17 protein-coding genes are annotated in these 14,961 nt (G+C 46.7%); all 17 read left to right on the plus strand.

The features are described from left to right. The first annotated feature begins 775 nt into the window (after positions 1-775). Positions 776-1,039 carry an ash family protein gene (locus ACH0WD_RS21420; RefSeq protein ID WP_001324596.1) on the plus strand — a complete coding sequence of 88 codons (264 nt, stop codon included), beginning with the start codon at positions 776-778 and terminating at the stop codon, positions 1,037-1,039. Beyond that, the gene (locus ACH0WD_RS21425; RefSeq protein WP_000074849.1) at positions 957-1,244 is read left to right on the plus strand and encodes a conjugal transfer protein TraA; all 288 of its coding nucleotides are present in this window, start codon (positions 957-959) and stop codon (positions 1,242-1,244) included. Before ACH0WD_RS21420 ends, ACH0WD_RS21425 begins: the two co-directional genes overlap by 83 nt. A gap of 441 nt (positions 1,245-1,685) precedes the next feature. Next, complete coding sequence (locus ACH0WD_RS21430) at positions 1,686-2,219, plus strand: transcription termination/antitermination NusG family protein (protein ID WP_001372168.1); 534 nt, start codon at positions 1,686-1,688, stop codon at positions 2,217-2,219. Positions 2,220-2,472: 253 nt separating this feature from the next. Beyond that, complete coding sequence (locus ACH0WD_RS21435) at positions 2,473-3,156, plus strand: conjugal transfer protein TraC (RefSeq protein ID WP_000213859.1); 684 nt, start codon at positions 2,473-2,475, stop codon at positions 3,154-3,156. Between the two features lie 171 nt (positions 3,157-3,327). Then, positions 3,328-3,582, plus strand: coding sequence for a PilI type IV pilus biogenesis protein (locus tag ACH0WD_RS21440; RefSeq protein WP_001136187.1), 255 nt, complete (start codon positions 3,328-3,330; stop codon positions 3,580-3,582). A gap of 124 nt (positions 3,583-3,706) precedes the next feature. Further along, entirely contained in the window at positions 3,707-4,300 is a 594-nt protein-coding gene (locus ACH0WD_RS21445) for a hypothetical protein (RefSeq protein ID WP_015058915.1), read from the plus strand. 33 nt (positions 4,301-4,333) lie between these two features. Continuing rightward, entirely contained in the window at positions 4,334-5,401 is a 1,068-nt protein-coding gene (gene pilL, locus ACH0WD_RS21450; RefSeq protein WP_021513968.1) for a type IV pilus biogenesis lipoprotein PilL, read from the plus strand. Continuing rightward, positions 5,401-5,838: a type IV pilus biogenesis protein PilM gene (pilM, locus tag ACH0WD_RS21455; RefSeq protein WP_000539811.1), complete on the plus strand. Its 438-nt coding sequence runs from the start codon at positions 5,401-5,403 to the stop codon at positions 5,836-5,838. The genes pilL and pilM overlap by 1 nt, the downstream gene beginning before the upstream one ends. A 13-nt stretch (positions 5,839-5,851) precedes the next feature. Next, on the plus strand, positions 5,852-7,534 hold the full coding sequence (locus tag ACH0WD_RS21460; RefSeq protein ID WP_000748143.1) for a PilN family type IVB pilus formation outer membrane protein: 1,683 nt from the start codon (positions 5,852-5,854) through the stop codon (positions 7,532-7,534). Further along, positions 7,527-8,822 (plus strand): type 4b pilus protein PilO2, encoded by a 1,296-nt coding sequence (gene pilO2, locus ACH0WD_RS21465; RefSeq protein ID WP_021513967.1) that lies wholly within the window; start codon positions 7,527-7,529, stop codon positions 8,820-8,822. The genes ACH0WD_RS21460 and pilO2 overlap by 8 nt, the downstream gene beginning before the upstream one ends. Continuing rightward, positions 8,809-9,261: a type IV pilus biogenesis protein PilP gene (gene pilP / locus ACH0WD_RS21470; protein WP_001247333.1), complete on the plus strand. Its 453-nt coding sequence runs from the start codon at positions 8,809-8,811 to the stop codon at positions 9,259-9,261. Before pilO2 ends, pilP begins: the two co-directional genes overlap by 14 nt. Before the next feature lie 10 nt (positions 9,262-9,271). Continuing rightward, positions 9,272-10,825: a GspE/PulE family protein gene (locus ACH0WD_RS21475; RefSeq protein WP_000362204.1), complete on the plus strand. Its 1,554-nt coding sequence runs from the start codon at positions 9,272-9,274 to the stop codon at positions 10,823-10,825. Positions 10,826-10,837: 12 nt separating this feature from the next. Continuing rightward, the gene (locus ACH0WD_RS21480) at positions 10,838-11,923 is read left to right on the plus strand and encodes a type II secretion system F family protein (RefSeq protein WP_001208803.1); all 1,086 of its coding nucleotides are present in this window, start codon (positions 10,838-10,840) and stop codon (positions 11,921-11,923) included. Between the two features lie 16 nt (positions 11,924-11,939). After that, positions 11,940-12,554, plus strand: coding sequence for a type 4 pilus major pilin (locus ACH0WD_RS21485; protein ID WP_000908228.1), 615 nt, complete (start codon positions 11,940-11,942; stop codon positions 12,552-12,554). Between the two features lie 9 nt (positions 12,555-12,563). Continuing rightward, complete coding sequence (locus tag ACH0WD_RS21490; protein ID WP_000014005.1) at positions 12,564-13,124, plus strand: lytic transglycosylase domain-containing protein; 561 nt, start codon at positions 12,564-12,566, stop codon at positions 13,122-13,124. Continuing rightward, positions 13,109-13,765: an A24 family peptidase gene (locus tag ACH0WD_RS21495; protein WP_001193551.1), complete on the plus strand. Its 657-nt coding sequence runs from the start codon at positions 13,109-13,111 to the stop codon at positions 13,763-13,765. The genes ACH0WD_RS21490 and ACH0WD_RS21495 overlap by 16 nt, the downstream gene beginning before the upstream one ends. After that, a partial coding sequence (locus ACH0WD_RS21500; RefSeq protein WP_238431244.1) for a shufflon system plasmid conjugative transfer pilus tip adhesin PilV occupies positions 13,765-14,961 on the plus strand: 1,197 nt, incomplete at its 3' end. The genes ACH0WD_RS21495 and ACH0WD_RS21500, both read left to right, overlap by 1 nt.

Here is a 14,961-nt window from a genome sequence, read left to right on the forward strand (position 1 = left end):
CTGCCCGTACATGCCATCTCTCCTGAATGCCTTATGGCGCATTCTGCCGTCCGACTTTCGCCGCTTTGCTCCACAGAGTGCCACCCTCTGCACAGCTAATAACAGCCGAAATATACCCGCTTTACGTTAATTTGAAAAGCATTACAACGATCTCTTCTCTTCCAGTGCCTCCTCACTGATACCTCTAATAAGTTAATCTTGACCTGCGTCAAAAAAATAAAATCTATTTTTAAAAGCAGATTTTTCTGCTTTAGATCCTTCTTTTGGATTAAAAGATCGACTTTTGTCCTGCTCACGATCATTTATCTTACAACCGATCCACCTAACAGAATAATATTCTGTTTTAATGCAATTAAACGATCTAAAAAACCTTTAAAAAATCATTTTGTAGATCATTCGATCGTAAATAGAATAATTCTTAGATGATAAAACCATTTGTTACACAACCCGCCAATTGTGTAACAACAGCCTCTACAAGAGCATATTTGTTCATATGTTCGTCAGAACTGCGGATTGTCTGGACGAGGGTCAGACACCGTTTCGTGCATATGGACCAGCATGTTCGAACGCCACAAAGCAGAAGCATCACGCCTGGATCGCTTCGGCGCGGAGCGTTAAGTTTTGACGCTTTTTTGTATGTTTTTTAAGCTGTTAGTTGACTCGGTGCGTTATACTAAGTACCCTTTACTGGTCACAGGCAAAACTGTGATCGGGCGTAGGAACCCGCGTAGTCATCGTCGGCGCAGAAGTTAATTTCTTCATTTGGCGTCGTTTTTTGCCATACCATAAAGACAGGAACTTGTATTTCTTGTCGTCATCTATGGTAGCTCAGGCGGGGCAGGCATTAGCCTGGCCGGTTTCCGATGACGCCGGTATTCCTACCCCCGTCTGGGCTATCACCAATGAGCGTAGGAACTCAGTGATAGCGTTTTTAGTTGTCATCGGAGACCTTTGCTATGTCACCTCAACTGATACAGAAACTCCCGGCCATCACTCTGTTGGAAGGCATGTTTCCCGAGCTATCAACAAACCAGCTTAAAGTCTGCGTTTTTTACGCAATGGGTGTTCCTTACGACGCCATTGCTCAGAACTGTCGGCTTTCTCCCGAAACGGTACGAACCTACCTGAAGCGAAGCCTGAAGAACTTAAATCTGGAAGGATATGATGCACTTCGCTCTGCTGTGCTGATGCGAACGTTCGTTTTCATGATTAGCAATACAGCTAAAGAAAACGAAAAAATGTGAACAGGTGTCCCCATTAAAGGGGACACTTTCATGGAAATTGCATTTTGCACTTTACAGGCGATCCCAAATTGATAAACATAAACACCAAGCACAAGTTACTTTAATAAAGCAAATCACTTCAGACGGTGTCCCAATTATTTGTATCTGGCTCATGCCCGATATATGGCGACCTTACTCTGAACTGACGTGCTGATGTTTTATTTCGCGTATCACAATACTGTGCCACTGTATTGCTGATATTAGTGCTTAGCCGTTCTTTATCTGTGAGTTCGCCAAATCACCGATACAGAACGTACTAGAGTCTGCTGGTTATATGCCTGTCAGAACTGCAGTTTATCCAGATATGGGCTGGACACTGCTTCAGACATATGATTTAGCATATTCGCCTGACATCGCAAAATCGTCCATCATGGATCGGTTTTGCGCGGAGCGTTGAACTTCGTGAATATAGAACACCTGAATAACCGGAACTGGTATCTTGCGCAATATAATACAGCCGGCAAAAACAGAGAATCTTTATTCTCATGGCTGAATGAGCAAAACGTCGTACCATGGACTCCATTAATAACAAGAAAGATAAGACGGGCAGACTCCAGGTGCTGTTACCGTGAAAGAATATTCGCTATTTTTCCAGGGTACTTTTTTATTCTGGCTAATTTTGACATTCAACCAGTATCGGCATTACGTCGCCATAGCGCCTTCATTGATTTCGTGAAGTTTGGCGGTGAAATAAAACCCGTCAATAAAGATATTGTTGATGGATTAATGAAGATTTACCCGGACCCTGTGCTAAATCCGGGAGCCAGGGAAGAGCTGAATGCGGCTTCCAGCATATGGCTGACAAAAGCACAATATCAGTATCTCCTCAGAATGGAAAATACTCTCCAGCCTGAGTCGAGGATATCCCTGCTCCTGGAACTGGTATCAAATGCCGAACATCACGGCTTTATGGAGCGCCTTGTAAACATCCCATAGCCAGTATTTCCCGGCCTTCGGGCCGGGCTTTTTTCAATTCAAGAGAATATTCCGGAGTGAAGCCTGCACGAAGCCATCCCCACCATGGACTCCCCCTGTCTTTTGATGGAACCGTGTATTTCTTAATGGCGAAAGAAATAAAAGGCTTCACCCCAGAGTATTGATTCGTTTTATCAAAGGCCGGCCCGTGCCATCACGTGTGGCGGAGAGAACGGATACCGGTCTTCTTTTCATCTCACAGTAGGACATTCGCATGACCACGACAGAACATCCCGTGCGCCAGTTGCTCTGGTGTGCACTGAATGCCCTGAAAACGGCACAGGAAAACCACAATATAACCAGTGAAACCGGATTACGGCATTACCTGCTTGAATGGCTTTCTGGTGCCAGCAGACATCCTGAGTTCCGTAGTCTCCCTGGCGAAATCATGGCGTTAAAAGCATTGACCGAAAAAGATCGCAATATTCCCATCATCGGAACGCTGAATACGCTCTTTCTCAGCTCTGCCACTGTCGGGGAATGTCCGTTGTTTCGTTTTCGGGCTGCGCTGGGTAAATTACAGAAAGCAGGCTGGCGCACTTATGTCTGCCCATGGCCTGAGAGGGTGTTCAATGAATCCATTGAACGGGCCTGTTCCGGGAAACGCCATCTGCTACAACTAAGTCGCACCGAAGAGTGTTTTCTACCGACAGGCGATATGAGGGCACCAGTTACGTTGCAGCTGATCACTCCACTACACCGCAAAACTATGCAGCTTCTGGAAACGGCAGAGTTAATATTCTCCGACGAAGGATTTCAGGTGGTGAGAGGATACGAACATCAATTCGGGATCGAACGCAGAGAAACCCTCTTTCACACCCTATTTATCGGGCTGCCCAGCTTGCCAGAAGATGTCTGGGGTGCAACACAGGAGCAGACGACTATCACATTACACTGAGGATGTGTAATCCCCGGCATACCCCGTTTCCAGTCTTCGCAGCCTGTACCGCCCTTCCTGCCGTTTCCGACATTCTTTCTGTCACTACTCGCTTGTGCCGTTTTTTCGCAACCGGTACGTGCAGTTATGACGGTACAGCTGCTTCTTTTCCCGTTCCGGAAGGAGTCTTTGATGCCACAGCAACATCCCGGACGACTGCAAATACTGGTCGTCGACGCACACTGCAAACGCAGGCTGTTTTCAACGAAAACACCGACAGACCCCGATGAGCTTGCCCGACGTTTCTGCACGCCGGATAACTGTCTCGTGGTGGTACTACGCGACAACCGATTTCTGTTCCGACTGGAGCGTGCTCCCGGCAGCCACTGCCGCTGGCACAAGGGCAGCAGCTCCCGCCATCAGCATCTACAGGACTGGCTATCATGAACGCAACCGAAGCAAAATGTTTATTCAATGGTGTGTGATGATCAGGAACTGCATTTTTTTGTTCCAAAGAATTAAACAGTTAATCCTCCTTAGTCTGTTATTTTAGTCGCCTGCCTCAGCCAACATGAAAAATAATAACGTACCATTATATCTCTGGTTGCTTTGGTGTACGCTTTGTCTGTACATCACTACCCCATGGCAATACTTACGTTATCCATACACTGACAACTTATCATTGCCTTATATGTTATATTTCTGTGTGGTGGTTGTGATTTGCATTTTCCCACTACTTTTCAGATGTGTACTTCTTATTGTAAGGTCTGCATCTAAATACGACTTCACATTCTTTGTGAAGAAGAAAAAGGGAAGCAAGAAATCAACTATACATCTTAGCCCCTATGCTGACACACGTTGCCCGAAGTCAATGAGGAAACACTGGGATGTATTGCTTTCTCTGATATCAAAAGCAATTAATAATGATGAAATCATTGTCATGCATTCACATCTCTTTACTCCAGCAAGAATAAATAAACTTATAAAGAGACTGAAATCTTATGATTTGAGTTTTTCAGTTATTACATACCCACGGAAAACAAGTCTGTACGAAAAATTATCAATTCCTTTTATATATCTCTTATTTCAGTGGTCTTTCCCGCATTTGCATTCGGACGGAATGACAGTCGTCATTCGTCCTCTCCAGCCGCCTCACATCAATTAACAAACTCGTATATACGAACACGGAGTCTCCGTTATGAAAAAAAACTGTCTGACACTTATACTGCCGTCATTATTGTCCGGCTGTGCCGGAATTTCCGGCGGCAATAACGTGGCACCATCAGATACGCCTGCTCTGGTTTTTGTTGACGGACAAATCAGTGAGAGTGCTGGCGTCCTGGCACTTACGCAACAACGACTTTCTCCACCTAAAATAACTCCGCCCCCGAGAGTCAGCGTGCCAGAGACAGTAAAAACAGCACAGCCAGTAAGCGAATCCCGACCGTTACCTTCACCAACAATAAGTCAGAATTTCTCCCGGTTAATCATTACAGGCAAGCCTGGTAGCGCCCCTGTAACACTATCGCCGACGGCCCGTAACCGGACCGTCAGTCAGTGGATAAAAACATTACTACCGGAAGGATGGAAATTCAGACAAGAGAATGCAGCCACGCCCAAACTGAATACCAAACTGGTTTCATGGTCTGCCAATGATCAGTGGACCCGTTCTCTGAACCGGTTGCTGGAAGAACAACACCTCTGGGGCCATCTGGACTGGGATAATAAAACGTTGACCGTCACAACATCGGCTACTGCACCGGCACAGGACACGGCAACCACTATCTCGCCAGCAGCCATGGTAACCACATCCACTTCCCCGGAGTCTTCAACGACAGCAAATAGCCAGAACAAACCACGAAACCCATTCAGGGGAAACAGCGTATCTCCGTCTACGCCCGCTGCAATCCCGACTCCGACCGGCTCCACAGTCAAGTCTATCCCACTCATGACCGGGACACCTGTCAAACCGGTATCTCAGGGTAAAGAGTGGCGTGCGCCGGCAGGCACTACATTAAGGGAAAACATTATTAAGTGGGCAGAAGAAACAAAATGCGAAAGCATGGCATCAACGCACTGGATGGTCATATGGCCACTTTCTGTAACCGATTACCGTCTTGATGCGCCTTTGATGTTCCGGGGATCATTTGAATCAGCCATGGAGCAGGTATTTGAGTTATATCGGACCGCGCAAAAACCTTTATACGCACAGGCCTCCCGCATGCAGTGCATCATTACAGTTTCTGATACAAGGGATGGTCGCTAATGGGATGGCTGGTCATGGCCGTCGGCCTGACCATTCTGATTATCACTGGAAGCTACCAGAATCAGCAGATGTCTGAAACCACGAACGCCCAGCAATATGCAAGTGCGTCTGTATGGGCAAGTCAGATACTAATGATTGCTAACAGAATCAATGATATCAGATACGTATCAGGCCAGCAGGACGGAGTAATTTCTTCAGATAAACTGGCTCTCCCTGTCACTCCGGACTCCCGAATTAAACATCAGTTACAACAGGGACGTCTGTGGGTATGGATGCCTGAACAACCAGGACTTGTTGAAACTTTGCGTTCAAAAAGTCGTGGTTCTGCACTAATAGGGATCTTCCAAAACGGGCAACTCACCTGGCTATCAGGAACTGCAACCGGTCTGACACCCCCGGCAGGCATTACTGCTGGTTCTGTCGTCTACGTTAACTAATCTGGATATATTCATGAAAAAATCACACCAGCGTTCAATGAAGCTGGCGGTGCTCCCCTGCATGATCGCCGTCGCTCTTTCCATCTCCGGATGTACTTTCAGCGAAATCAATAAAATGCAGAAAAAAGCACAGGAGGACTCAGCACATGCACGGGAAAAGGTATCAGCCCTTTCTGCCCGCAAATCACAGGCTCTTACCTGGCTCGATAATCAATGGATAAACCCTGTTCCGGTCGCTCAGGTATCAAGAGAGAAAAAACAAACAGCTCCGGCCTGCTACATCACGCAGGCAAGAAAAGGAGAGATCACTCTACAGGAACTGGGGCAACGTATTACTGCCGTATGCGGCATCCCCGTAATCATCACCCCTGACGCAGCCAATTCAACTCTTGAAGGAGGCGCTACCCGCCAGATGACTGGGACACTACCAGCACCTGATGAAAATGGTCGTCTGCCGTTAAGCAGCCTGGGCAGCACAACAATGACTACCTCCACTCAGCCATTAACGCTGAATAACCTCATGTGGCAGGGAGATATCAATGGTCTTCTGGATTTGATGGCCAGCCGAAGCGGTCTGTACTGGCGCATGGATAATGGTCGGATTGTATTCTATCTGACTGAAACCAGAACGTATCCACTTCATATGCTGAACACCAAAACCAGCAGCAGTTCCAGCGTCAGCTCTGGCTCAACAAGCACAATGGGGGCAACAGGAGGCCAGGATAACTCAGCATCCGGTGATGCTACGTCCTCTCAGAGCACAACCGTCGGTCAGGAATACGACCTGTATGAAGACATCCGGAAAACTATTGAAGCGATGCTGACACCAGAAAAAGGCCGTTACTGGTTATCTGCATCGAGCTCAACGCTAACAGTCACTGATACTCCTGCTGTCCAGGAAGCCGTCGCACGATATGTGGACGAACAAAACAGTATTATGAACCGCCAGGTAGCCCTGAACGTACAGGTTCTGAGCGTCAGCAATACCAGAAACGAGCAGTTCGGTCTGGACTGGAACCTTGTTTACAAATCGCTACATTCCGCCGGAGCAACGTTGAACAATGCAAGCGGAGATTTTACAGGCGCTACATCTGCAGGCGTATCAATTCTGGATACGGCAACAGGGAATGCCGCCAAATTCAGCGGTTCCAGCCTTCTGATTAAAGCACTGAGTGAACAAGGCGATGTCAGCGTTGTAACTTCACAAGAAAGCACGGTCACAAACCTGACGCCGGTACCTATCCAGATGGCAGATCAGACAGTTTACGTCGCCCAGTCAGCAACAACTACGACTACGGATGTAGGAGCAACAACAACATTAACACCGGGCATGATCACCACTGGATTCAATATGACCCTGCTGCCTTTAATTCAGAAAACAGGCAATCTCCAGTTGCAGATGAACTTTAATCTGTCTGATCCCCCAACTATCCGTAGCTTTACGTCAAAAGACGGAAACAGTTACATCGAAATGCCATATACCAAACTGCGTTCACTGAGCCAGAAGGTCAATCTGAAAGAAGGGCAATCACTTGTCGTTACTGGTTTCGATCAGAACAATACGACGACAAGTAAAGCCGGTACGTTTACGCCAGCAAATCCATTATTTGGTGGTTCACAAACCGGGAAAAATGAACGCAGCACGCTTGTGATCATCATTACCCCGACTTTCCCGTCAGGAGGCAATAATGGCTGATGAAGATATCAACCCGGTAGTGCTTCTCGCAGATCCTAAAGTAAATCATCGCGTGTGGGCTGCCTGTCTTAAATGGACTCCTGTCGTAAAAAAACAGCGCGTCCCCTCACATCATAAACACAAGTCTCATGTAAAACCCAGACGGCTTACCTCCCTGAAAGTGACTGTAGGCAGCAGAAATTCCCGTGGAGAGATCAGCCGCCTTACCGGCACAGGAATACTGACCAGGCCAGAACGCAATCATTATTTTTCCCTGGCACTGGCTTTCTGCTCATGGGTCAGAAATGGATACGGTGTCTTCCGGTACAGCGATAAGGAGCTCTTATTCCTTGCTTCCATTAATGGCCAGCCTGCCGTTATGGCTGACTTATCAGGAAATGATGCCGACGTTGCCCAAAAGGTCAGCCTTTTTCTGGCGATGAACGAAGAGCCCCCCGAAAAATGGCAGGTTGTATCGTCTCTGGAACATCCTGATAACTGGGAAAGTATTATTACCCGGTTATCATCAGCAGACCTCCGCCGTTGCAAACTTACTGTCGGCAATCGCAGCAAATTCACACTTCCTGCCGTACTGTTTTTAGTAGCAGCCGGCGCAGGCACAGTATTCTGGATGACTCAGCCAGAGCCTGATGTAGGACCGACCGCCGAGGAGATAGCTGCACGGGCAAGATTACAGTTTAAAAAGCCCGAACCACCACCGGAGCTCCCGCATCCATGGGCGTCACAACCTGTAATCAGTGATTTTCTGAAAGCCTGCGCGGACCTTCGAAAACCATCACCGGTCGCGCTAGAAGGCTGGAAACTTACCGGTGGAACATGTACTCCCGAGACATTCACACTGATTTACGAACGACAGCCAGGAGGAACTATTGAAGGCTTTCTGGCAAGAAGCAAAGAAATCTTTAATGTTATTCCTGACTTTAACCTTAAAGATGGTGCACGCCTGGCTTCTGTAACCCGGCCACTGCCTTCCCTGCCCCGCAGGGATGAGGCAGTCCCTGCCCCCTCAGAACAACTGATGCGGGTGTTCACGTGGTTTCAGAAAAAACAGTTAACGCCGGCCATTAATGAAATAGCCATACCGGAACCATTACCAGGTAACGATGGTGAACCAGCCCCTGTTCAGAAATGGAAAGAATATCAGTTCAGTTTATCAACGCCTGTAAATCCTGATGAGTTGTTCCCTTTATTTCAGGATACCGGCGTTCGTCTGAGCAATATCCATTTTGAATTAAACGGCGGTACTTTCAGTTATTCCTCAGAAGGTCATATATATGCGTCCAGGTAAATTACTCATTATTCCATCCATATTTTTCTTCTCTGGTTTTTCATTTGCAACAACACAACCTCTTGTCACAATAGGAGAACTTGAAGCACAACAAAACCGGAATATTCTTTTACAGGCAAAAGTTCAGGGCGCACAGCTACAGAAACAACTCGAAGAATCAGATGTTAATCTGTCATCAGAAACTGTTTCAGGTTTCTCTGGTGTGACTGCCTCCTTGCCATCAGTTTCAGAGCAGCCGACATCTAAAAACAGAAAGGAATTGCCCGTTATTATGGAAATAAACGGCAAAGATAAACGTCTTCATGCCGTTCTTCGCATGGCTGATGGACGTCAGACAAGCGTCACCACTGGTAGCCAGCTTCCGGGTACATCCGTCACGGTGAAGTCGATCTCATTGTCTGGCGTCACGTTAAGTGATGGCACCACCCTTACTTTCTGAGTGATGTGATATGGACAAATATAATCTGAAGGATGCTCTCCTTTTTATATCCCGGGGAGACACCCATGAAATTCTCATCGAAACAAATCAGCGAACAAGACCTGACGTACAGAGTAATCTCCAGGAACTGCTAAAGTTATACCCTGACATCACCCCAAAAGTAGTCTCGCTGTCTGAGTTACAGGAAGCCGGTCAGGATGATGAAAATAAAGGTCCGAAAGAACGGATTATTCATCTGAAAGATCTTGCAGATGTCAGTGAAAGTGAGAAGAAAGTTCTCTCCTATTTTGAAACGGCCAGAAAACTTGGTGCTTCGGATATTCATTTTTTAATTTCAGAGTCTATTTTCAAAGTTCGCATGAGAATATTCGGTGAACTGCAGACTGTAGATGAAGATCAACCTGCATTGGGTTATTCACTTTGCGCAACAGCCATTCTGTCAATGGCTGATGTCACTGAAACCAGTTTCTTCCCTCAAAGGGAACAGGATGCGCGCCTGTCCCCACAATTAATGCGAAAAATAGGAATATTTGGTGCACGATACAGTCACAGACCTACGGGAGATGGTCTGATTGCGGTTATGCGCCTGATACCCGATGACGGAGACAAAGTTCCCACGTTTAAGCAACTGGGCTTTATACCGGAGCAAATCCGGTTGCTGAACGTCATGCTGCGCCGCCCGGAAGGGAAAATTGTTCTGTCTGGTCCAACAGGTTCGGGTAAATCAACAACGTTACGCAGTGCCTGCCGTGTATATCTTGACGATAATCAGGGGCGACACCTGCTGACGATCGAAGATCCGCTGGAAGGACAGATACTGGGGGCAACACAAACCCCGATTATCTGTGACAAATCCGACGAAGAGGCCGTCAAACTGGCATGGAGTCGTGCTATTTCATCGGCAATGCGACTTGACCCCGATGCCATCATGGAAGGGGAAATGCGCGATCTTGTCTCGATGATGTCAACCACCTACGCGGCTCAGACCGGTCACATCGTTCTGACGACATTACATACAAACTCAGCTCTGGGTATACCGGAGCGAATGATTACGATGGGTATGAATGCCGATCTTATTTGTGATGCGCAATTACTGATTGGGATGATAAGCCAGCGCCTTGTACCAACGCTGTGTCCCTCCTGCCGTATTCCATGGGAAAAGCGAGTACCTGAACTTAGCGAAGACGACCGCGCTTACCTTGAGCGGCACTGCAATAAAGATTCACTCTGCAGTACAGATAATATCTGGTTCCGAAATCCTCACGGATGCTCCGACTGTAATCACGACGTAATTATTAACGGCAGAAAGCGCGGTGAAATAGGTAAAGGCCTCACCGGCAGGACCGTAATTGCTGAAGTGATAGAACCTGATAATCGCTTATTTCAGATTCTGAAAACACGCGGCAAAGTTGCAGCACGTAAATACTGGCTTGAAAACATGCATGGCATCAGTCGTGTGGAGCATCTGCTTCGCCGTATCAATGAAGGCCTGGTGGACCCTCTTGAAGCCGACAGAATCATCCCTCTGGACGAAGACGAACGCCTCAGCATCGATGATGCCTAACAGGAGAACAACATGCGTGAAATGAATTTCAGTCAACGGCTGAGACGTTTCATTGTCAGAAAAACGTTCAGCGCCCCCTACAGGGTGCAGTTTTACGAAGCTCTGCGTTTTCTGCTGGAAAATAAACAGCCATTAAAGACCGCACTGGAACAGATGCGGGATGCCTGGACAGACTTTGGACGAAAATGGCACCCCTTTGCTGAACTGGCCACAGACTGTATTGAGTCTCTTCGTGAAAACAGTGGCGAAAACTCTCTGGAATATACTCTTGGTTTATGGGTTCCCCAGGAAGAGGCTGCAGTAATCAGTGCCGGAATAAGAAGTGGTTCCATTGTGGATGCATTACAATTTGCCACCACGCTTACAGATGCCAAAAAGCAACTCCATCAGGCCATATGGCAAATGGCTATTTACCCGGTGGGATTGTTAATCATGATGACGGGGACATTATATGTTCTTAATACAGAGCTAATACCTGTACTGAGCAAAATAAGCTCCCCTGATTCATGGAGTGGTGCTCTTGGTTTTCTCTATGGATTATCTTTGTTTGTCGATAATTACGGCGCTATATGTGCCGTTCTTTTTGCAGTGGTCACAGGTGTAATATCATGGTCTCTGAAAAACTGGAAAAGCCGCTCTTTGGCTGACAATATAATGCCATGGAGTATTTATAAGGATATACAGGGGGCAGCATTCCTCCTGAATATGGCTGCACTTCTGAAAGCCAAAATGACAACGCTCAACTCACTGAACGTTCTTCAGGAATTTGCATCACCATGGTTAAGTACACGCCTTGACAGCATTATTTACCGCGTCCGCCAGGGGGATCACCTTGGGCTGGCTTTACGACAGTGCGGTTATCATTTCCCTTCCAGGGAGTCTGCCAACTTTCTGTCTTTATTACAGGGAGATGGTGCAACGGAGCTAATCGGCAATTATGGCCAACGGTGGCTTGTACAAACGCTGGAGCGTGTAAAAAAACGAGCAGCTGTTGTGCGTTTAATTATGCTGATATTTCTTGTCATGTCACTCCTGTTACTGGTCATGGCCGTTGTAGACATTCAGTCTATTGGCGACAACAGTATGGGTAGTATTTAAATAAAACGAGGTATTTATGTTAATTCAAAATATTAATGCTAACGTTCTGAAGAAAAATGAGAAAGAAACGTCTCATGACAAAGGCTGGGGTATTATGGAACAGGGTGCAATAGCACTTGTTGTAATTATCGTACTTGCCCTTGTTTTTGGTGGATTGTATATGTTGCGTTCACGAACCGGTGTGGCAAATGAAAGTTCGAACATACAGACAATCATCACAAGTACTCAGGGGCTGCTAAAAGGTAGCGATGGATATACGTTTACCAGTGGAGCCAAAATGACGGGTGCTCTCATTCAGATGGGTGGCGTACCCAAGACCATGACAGTGCGTGGTACTCCATCATCAGGTACAGCAACGCTCTATAACTCATGGGGCGGTGCCGTAACTGTTGCTCCGGCTTCAACATCAGGTTTCAACAATGGTTTTACCGTCACCTATGAAAAAGTCCCACAGGATGCCTGTATCCAGATTGCCACACAAATCAGTCGTACTGGTTTAACTAACGGTATTACCCTGAACAGTACGGCTCACAGTGATGGAAAAGTCACTACTGAAGAAGCCAGTGCGCAATGCACAGCTGATAATGGCAGCACCGGTACAAACAAACTAATCTTCACCATCAATGGCTAAGGAGTTTTAATGTCCGGGGGTAAAGTGCCCCTCAGACTTATTTCATTAATCCTGCTTTGTTCTCTTATTTATCCCGCCCGAGCTTCATACATCGCCCCCAAACAAATCTGGACTAACAAGTGGGACAATTGCTTTGCCGCCGCCGGCGCACGCTATCAAATTGAACCATTATTGTTGAAGGCCATTTCTGCCGGGGAATCTTCATTGAAGCCGGGCGCAATTAACATAAATAAGGACAGAAAAACAGGCAAAGCCAGTAGTACGGATTATGGGTTGATGCAAATAAACTCAACCCATATTCCAAAGCTTATAAAGATGGGCGTAATCAAAAAGTCTGAGGATTTAATTACCAAACCATGTCTTAATATCCATATAGGAAGCTGGATACTGGCAAGACATTTTCAGATATGTGGCGTCAGCTGGAATTGCCTTGGGTCATACAATGCCGGATTCCGTAAGGACAGACATGAAACAAGAGAGCAATATGCTAATAAAGTATGGAGAATTTATCGTGACATGAAAGGGATATGCCTTCCCGGGCAGGGAGGCAGACAATGCAGACAATCGTAGGCATAAGTCTCTCCCCTGTTTATATCCTCCCATTGATGTTCATATTTTCCATTATTGGACGAACTCTGTTATTCAGAGTTCGTTATTTTTTATCTGATACAGAACATCTCTGGTATAAGACACACACTGCAGTTCTGTCAGGAATATGGCTATATAGTATAGCTGTGGCATTAATTATTTTATCGTCATCCCCACTTATCTACCGTATTCATGCTGTTCTTATTCTTTCGTTCATGCTGCAAATGGCAGTAACGGATGCACTAACAGGCCTCTTACCGGGTACATTCACCAGGCGTTTTTTAATCGCTGGAATATTATCACAAATCACAACTGATATATGGTGGCTCCGTGCAACAGAAATTGTCTCTGCCGCAATTGTCTTATTCTGTCTGCATAAACTGGTTAACCGCCATCGTCTTAATATTGGCACAGGAGACCTGTGGCTTATTGCAGGTATTACCGCATGGTCAGGGCTATATAACGCCATATGGAGTGTGTTGCTGGGCGCAGGAGGATTTGTCTTATGGCATTCAACATGGTGCATAAAAGGACATAAAGAAGGCCCACTGGGTCCATGGCTGTGTCTTGGCCATGTCCTTTTGCTACTGGATAATCTTTATCAACCACTATGGGTAATCTGATGAAAAAATATGACCGAGGCTGGGCATCGCTGGAAATTGGCGCGGCTTTATTGATTGTTATGATCATAGTTGCCTGGGGTGCAGGCATATGGCAGGACTATTTAAAAACCAAAGGTTGGCAGGCTGAAGCTCGTCTTGTCAGCAACTGGGCCAGTGCAGCCCGCTCTTATATAGGGAAAAACTACACAACTCTCCAGGCCAGTAGTACCACAACAACCCCTGCCGTTATCACGACAACCATGCTGAAAAATACCGGCTTTTTGTCCAGCGGCTTTACTGAGACAAACAGCGAGGGGCAGCGGTTACAGGCATATGTAGTTCGAAACACCCAAAACCCGGAATTACTACAGGCAATGGTTGTATCCAGTGGTGGCACCCCTTATCCAGTGAAAGCACTTATCCAGATGGCTAAGGATATTACCACTGGTCTTGGTGGATATATCCAGGACGGCAAAACAGCCACAGGTGCATTACGTTCCTGGTCAGTAGCTTTAAGTAATTATGGTGCCAAAAGCGGTAACGGGCATATTGCCGTACTGTTATCGACAGATGAACTTAGTGGTGCAGCAGAGGACACTGATCGTCTTTACAGATTCCAGGTCAATGGTCGCCCTGACTTAAACAAAATGCACACGGCCATTGATATGGGATCAAATAACCTGAATAACATTGGGGCAGTAAATGCCCAGACTGGTAATTTCAGCGGCAATGTGAATGGTGTAAATGGCACTTTCAGCGGTCAGGTAAAAGGCAATAGCGGAAACTTTGACGTAAATGTCACCGCTGGCGGTGATATCAGAAGTAATAATGGTTGGTTAATTACTCGTAACAGCAAAGGCTGGCTCAATGAAACTCACGGTGGCGGATTTTATATGTCCGACGGATCATGGGTTCGAAGTGTAAACAACAAGGGCATCTATACCGGCGGTCAGGTGAAAGGCGGTACTGTTCGTGCTGATGGTCGCCTTTATACTGGTGAATACTTACAACTGGAAAGAACTGCCGTTGCTGGCGCATCATGTTCGCCTAACGGCCTTGTAGGCCGCGATAATACAGGGGCAATACTTTCGTGCCAATCCGGTACGTGGAGGACAATAGGTGGAAAACTCAAAGTTACTCAGCTTTCCACCACAGGTTATCTGGGGCAATTCGACTTCTGTGCCATTGCCAGAATGGGCAACGCAGAGGATGCCCAC

Origin of the sequence: Salmonella sp. 2020_1395 (assembly GCF_043848115.1) — a bacterium.
Classification (GTDB): domain Bacteria; phylum Pseudomonadota; class Gammaproteobacteria; order Enterobacterales; family Enterobacteriaceae; genus Salmonella; species Salmonella enterica.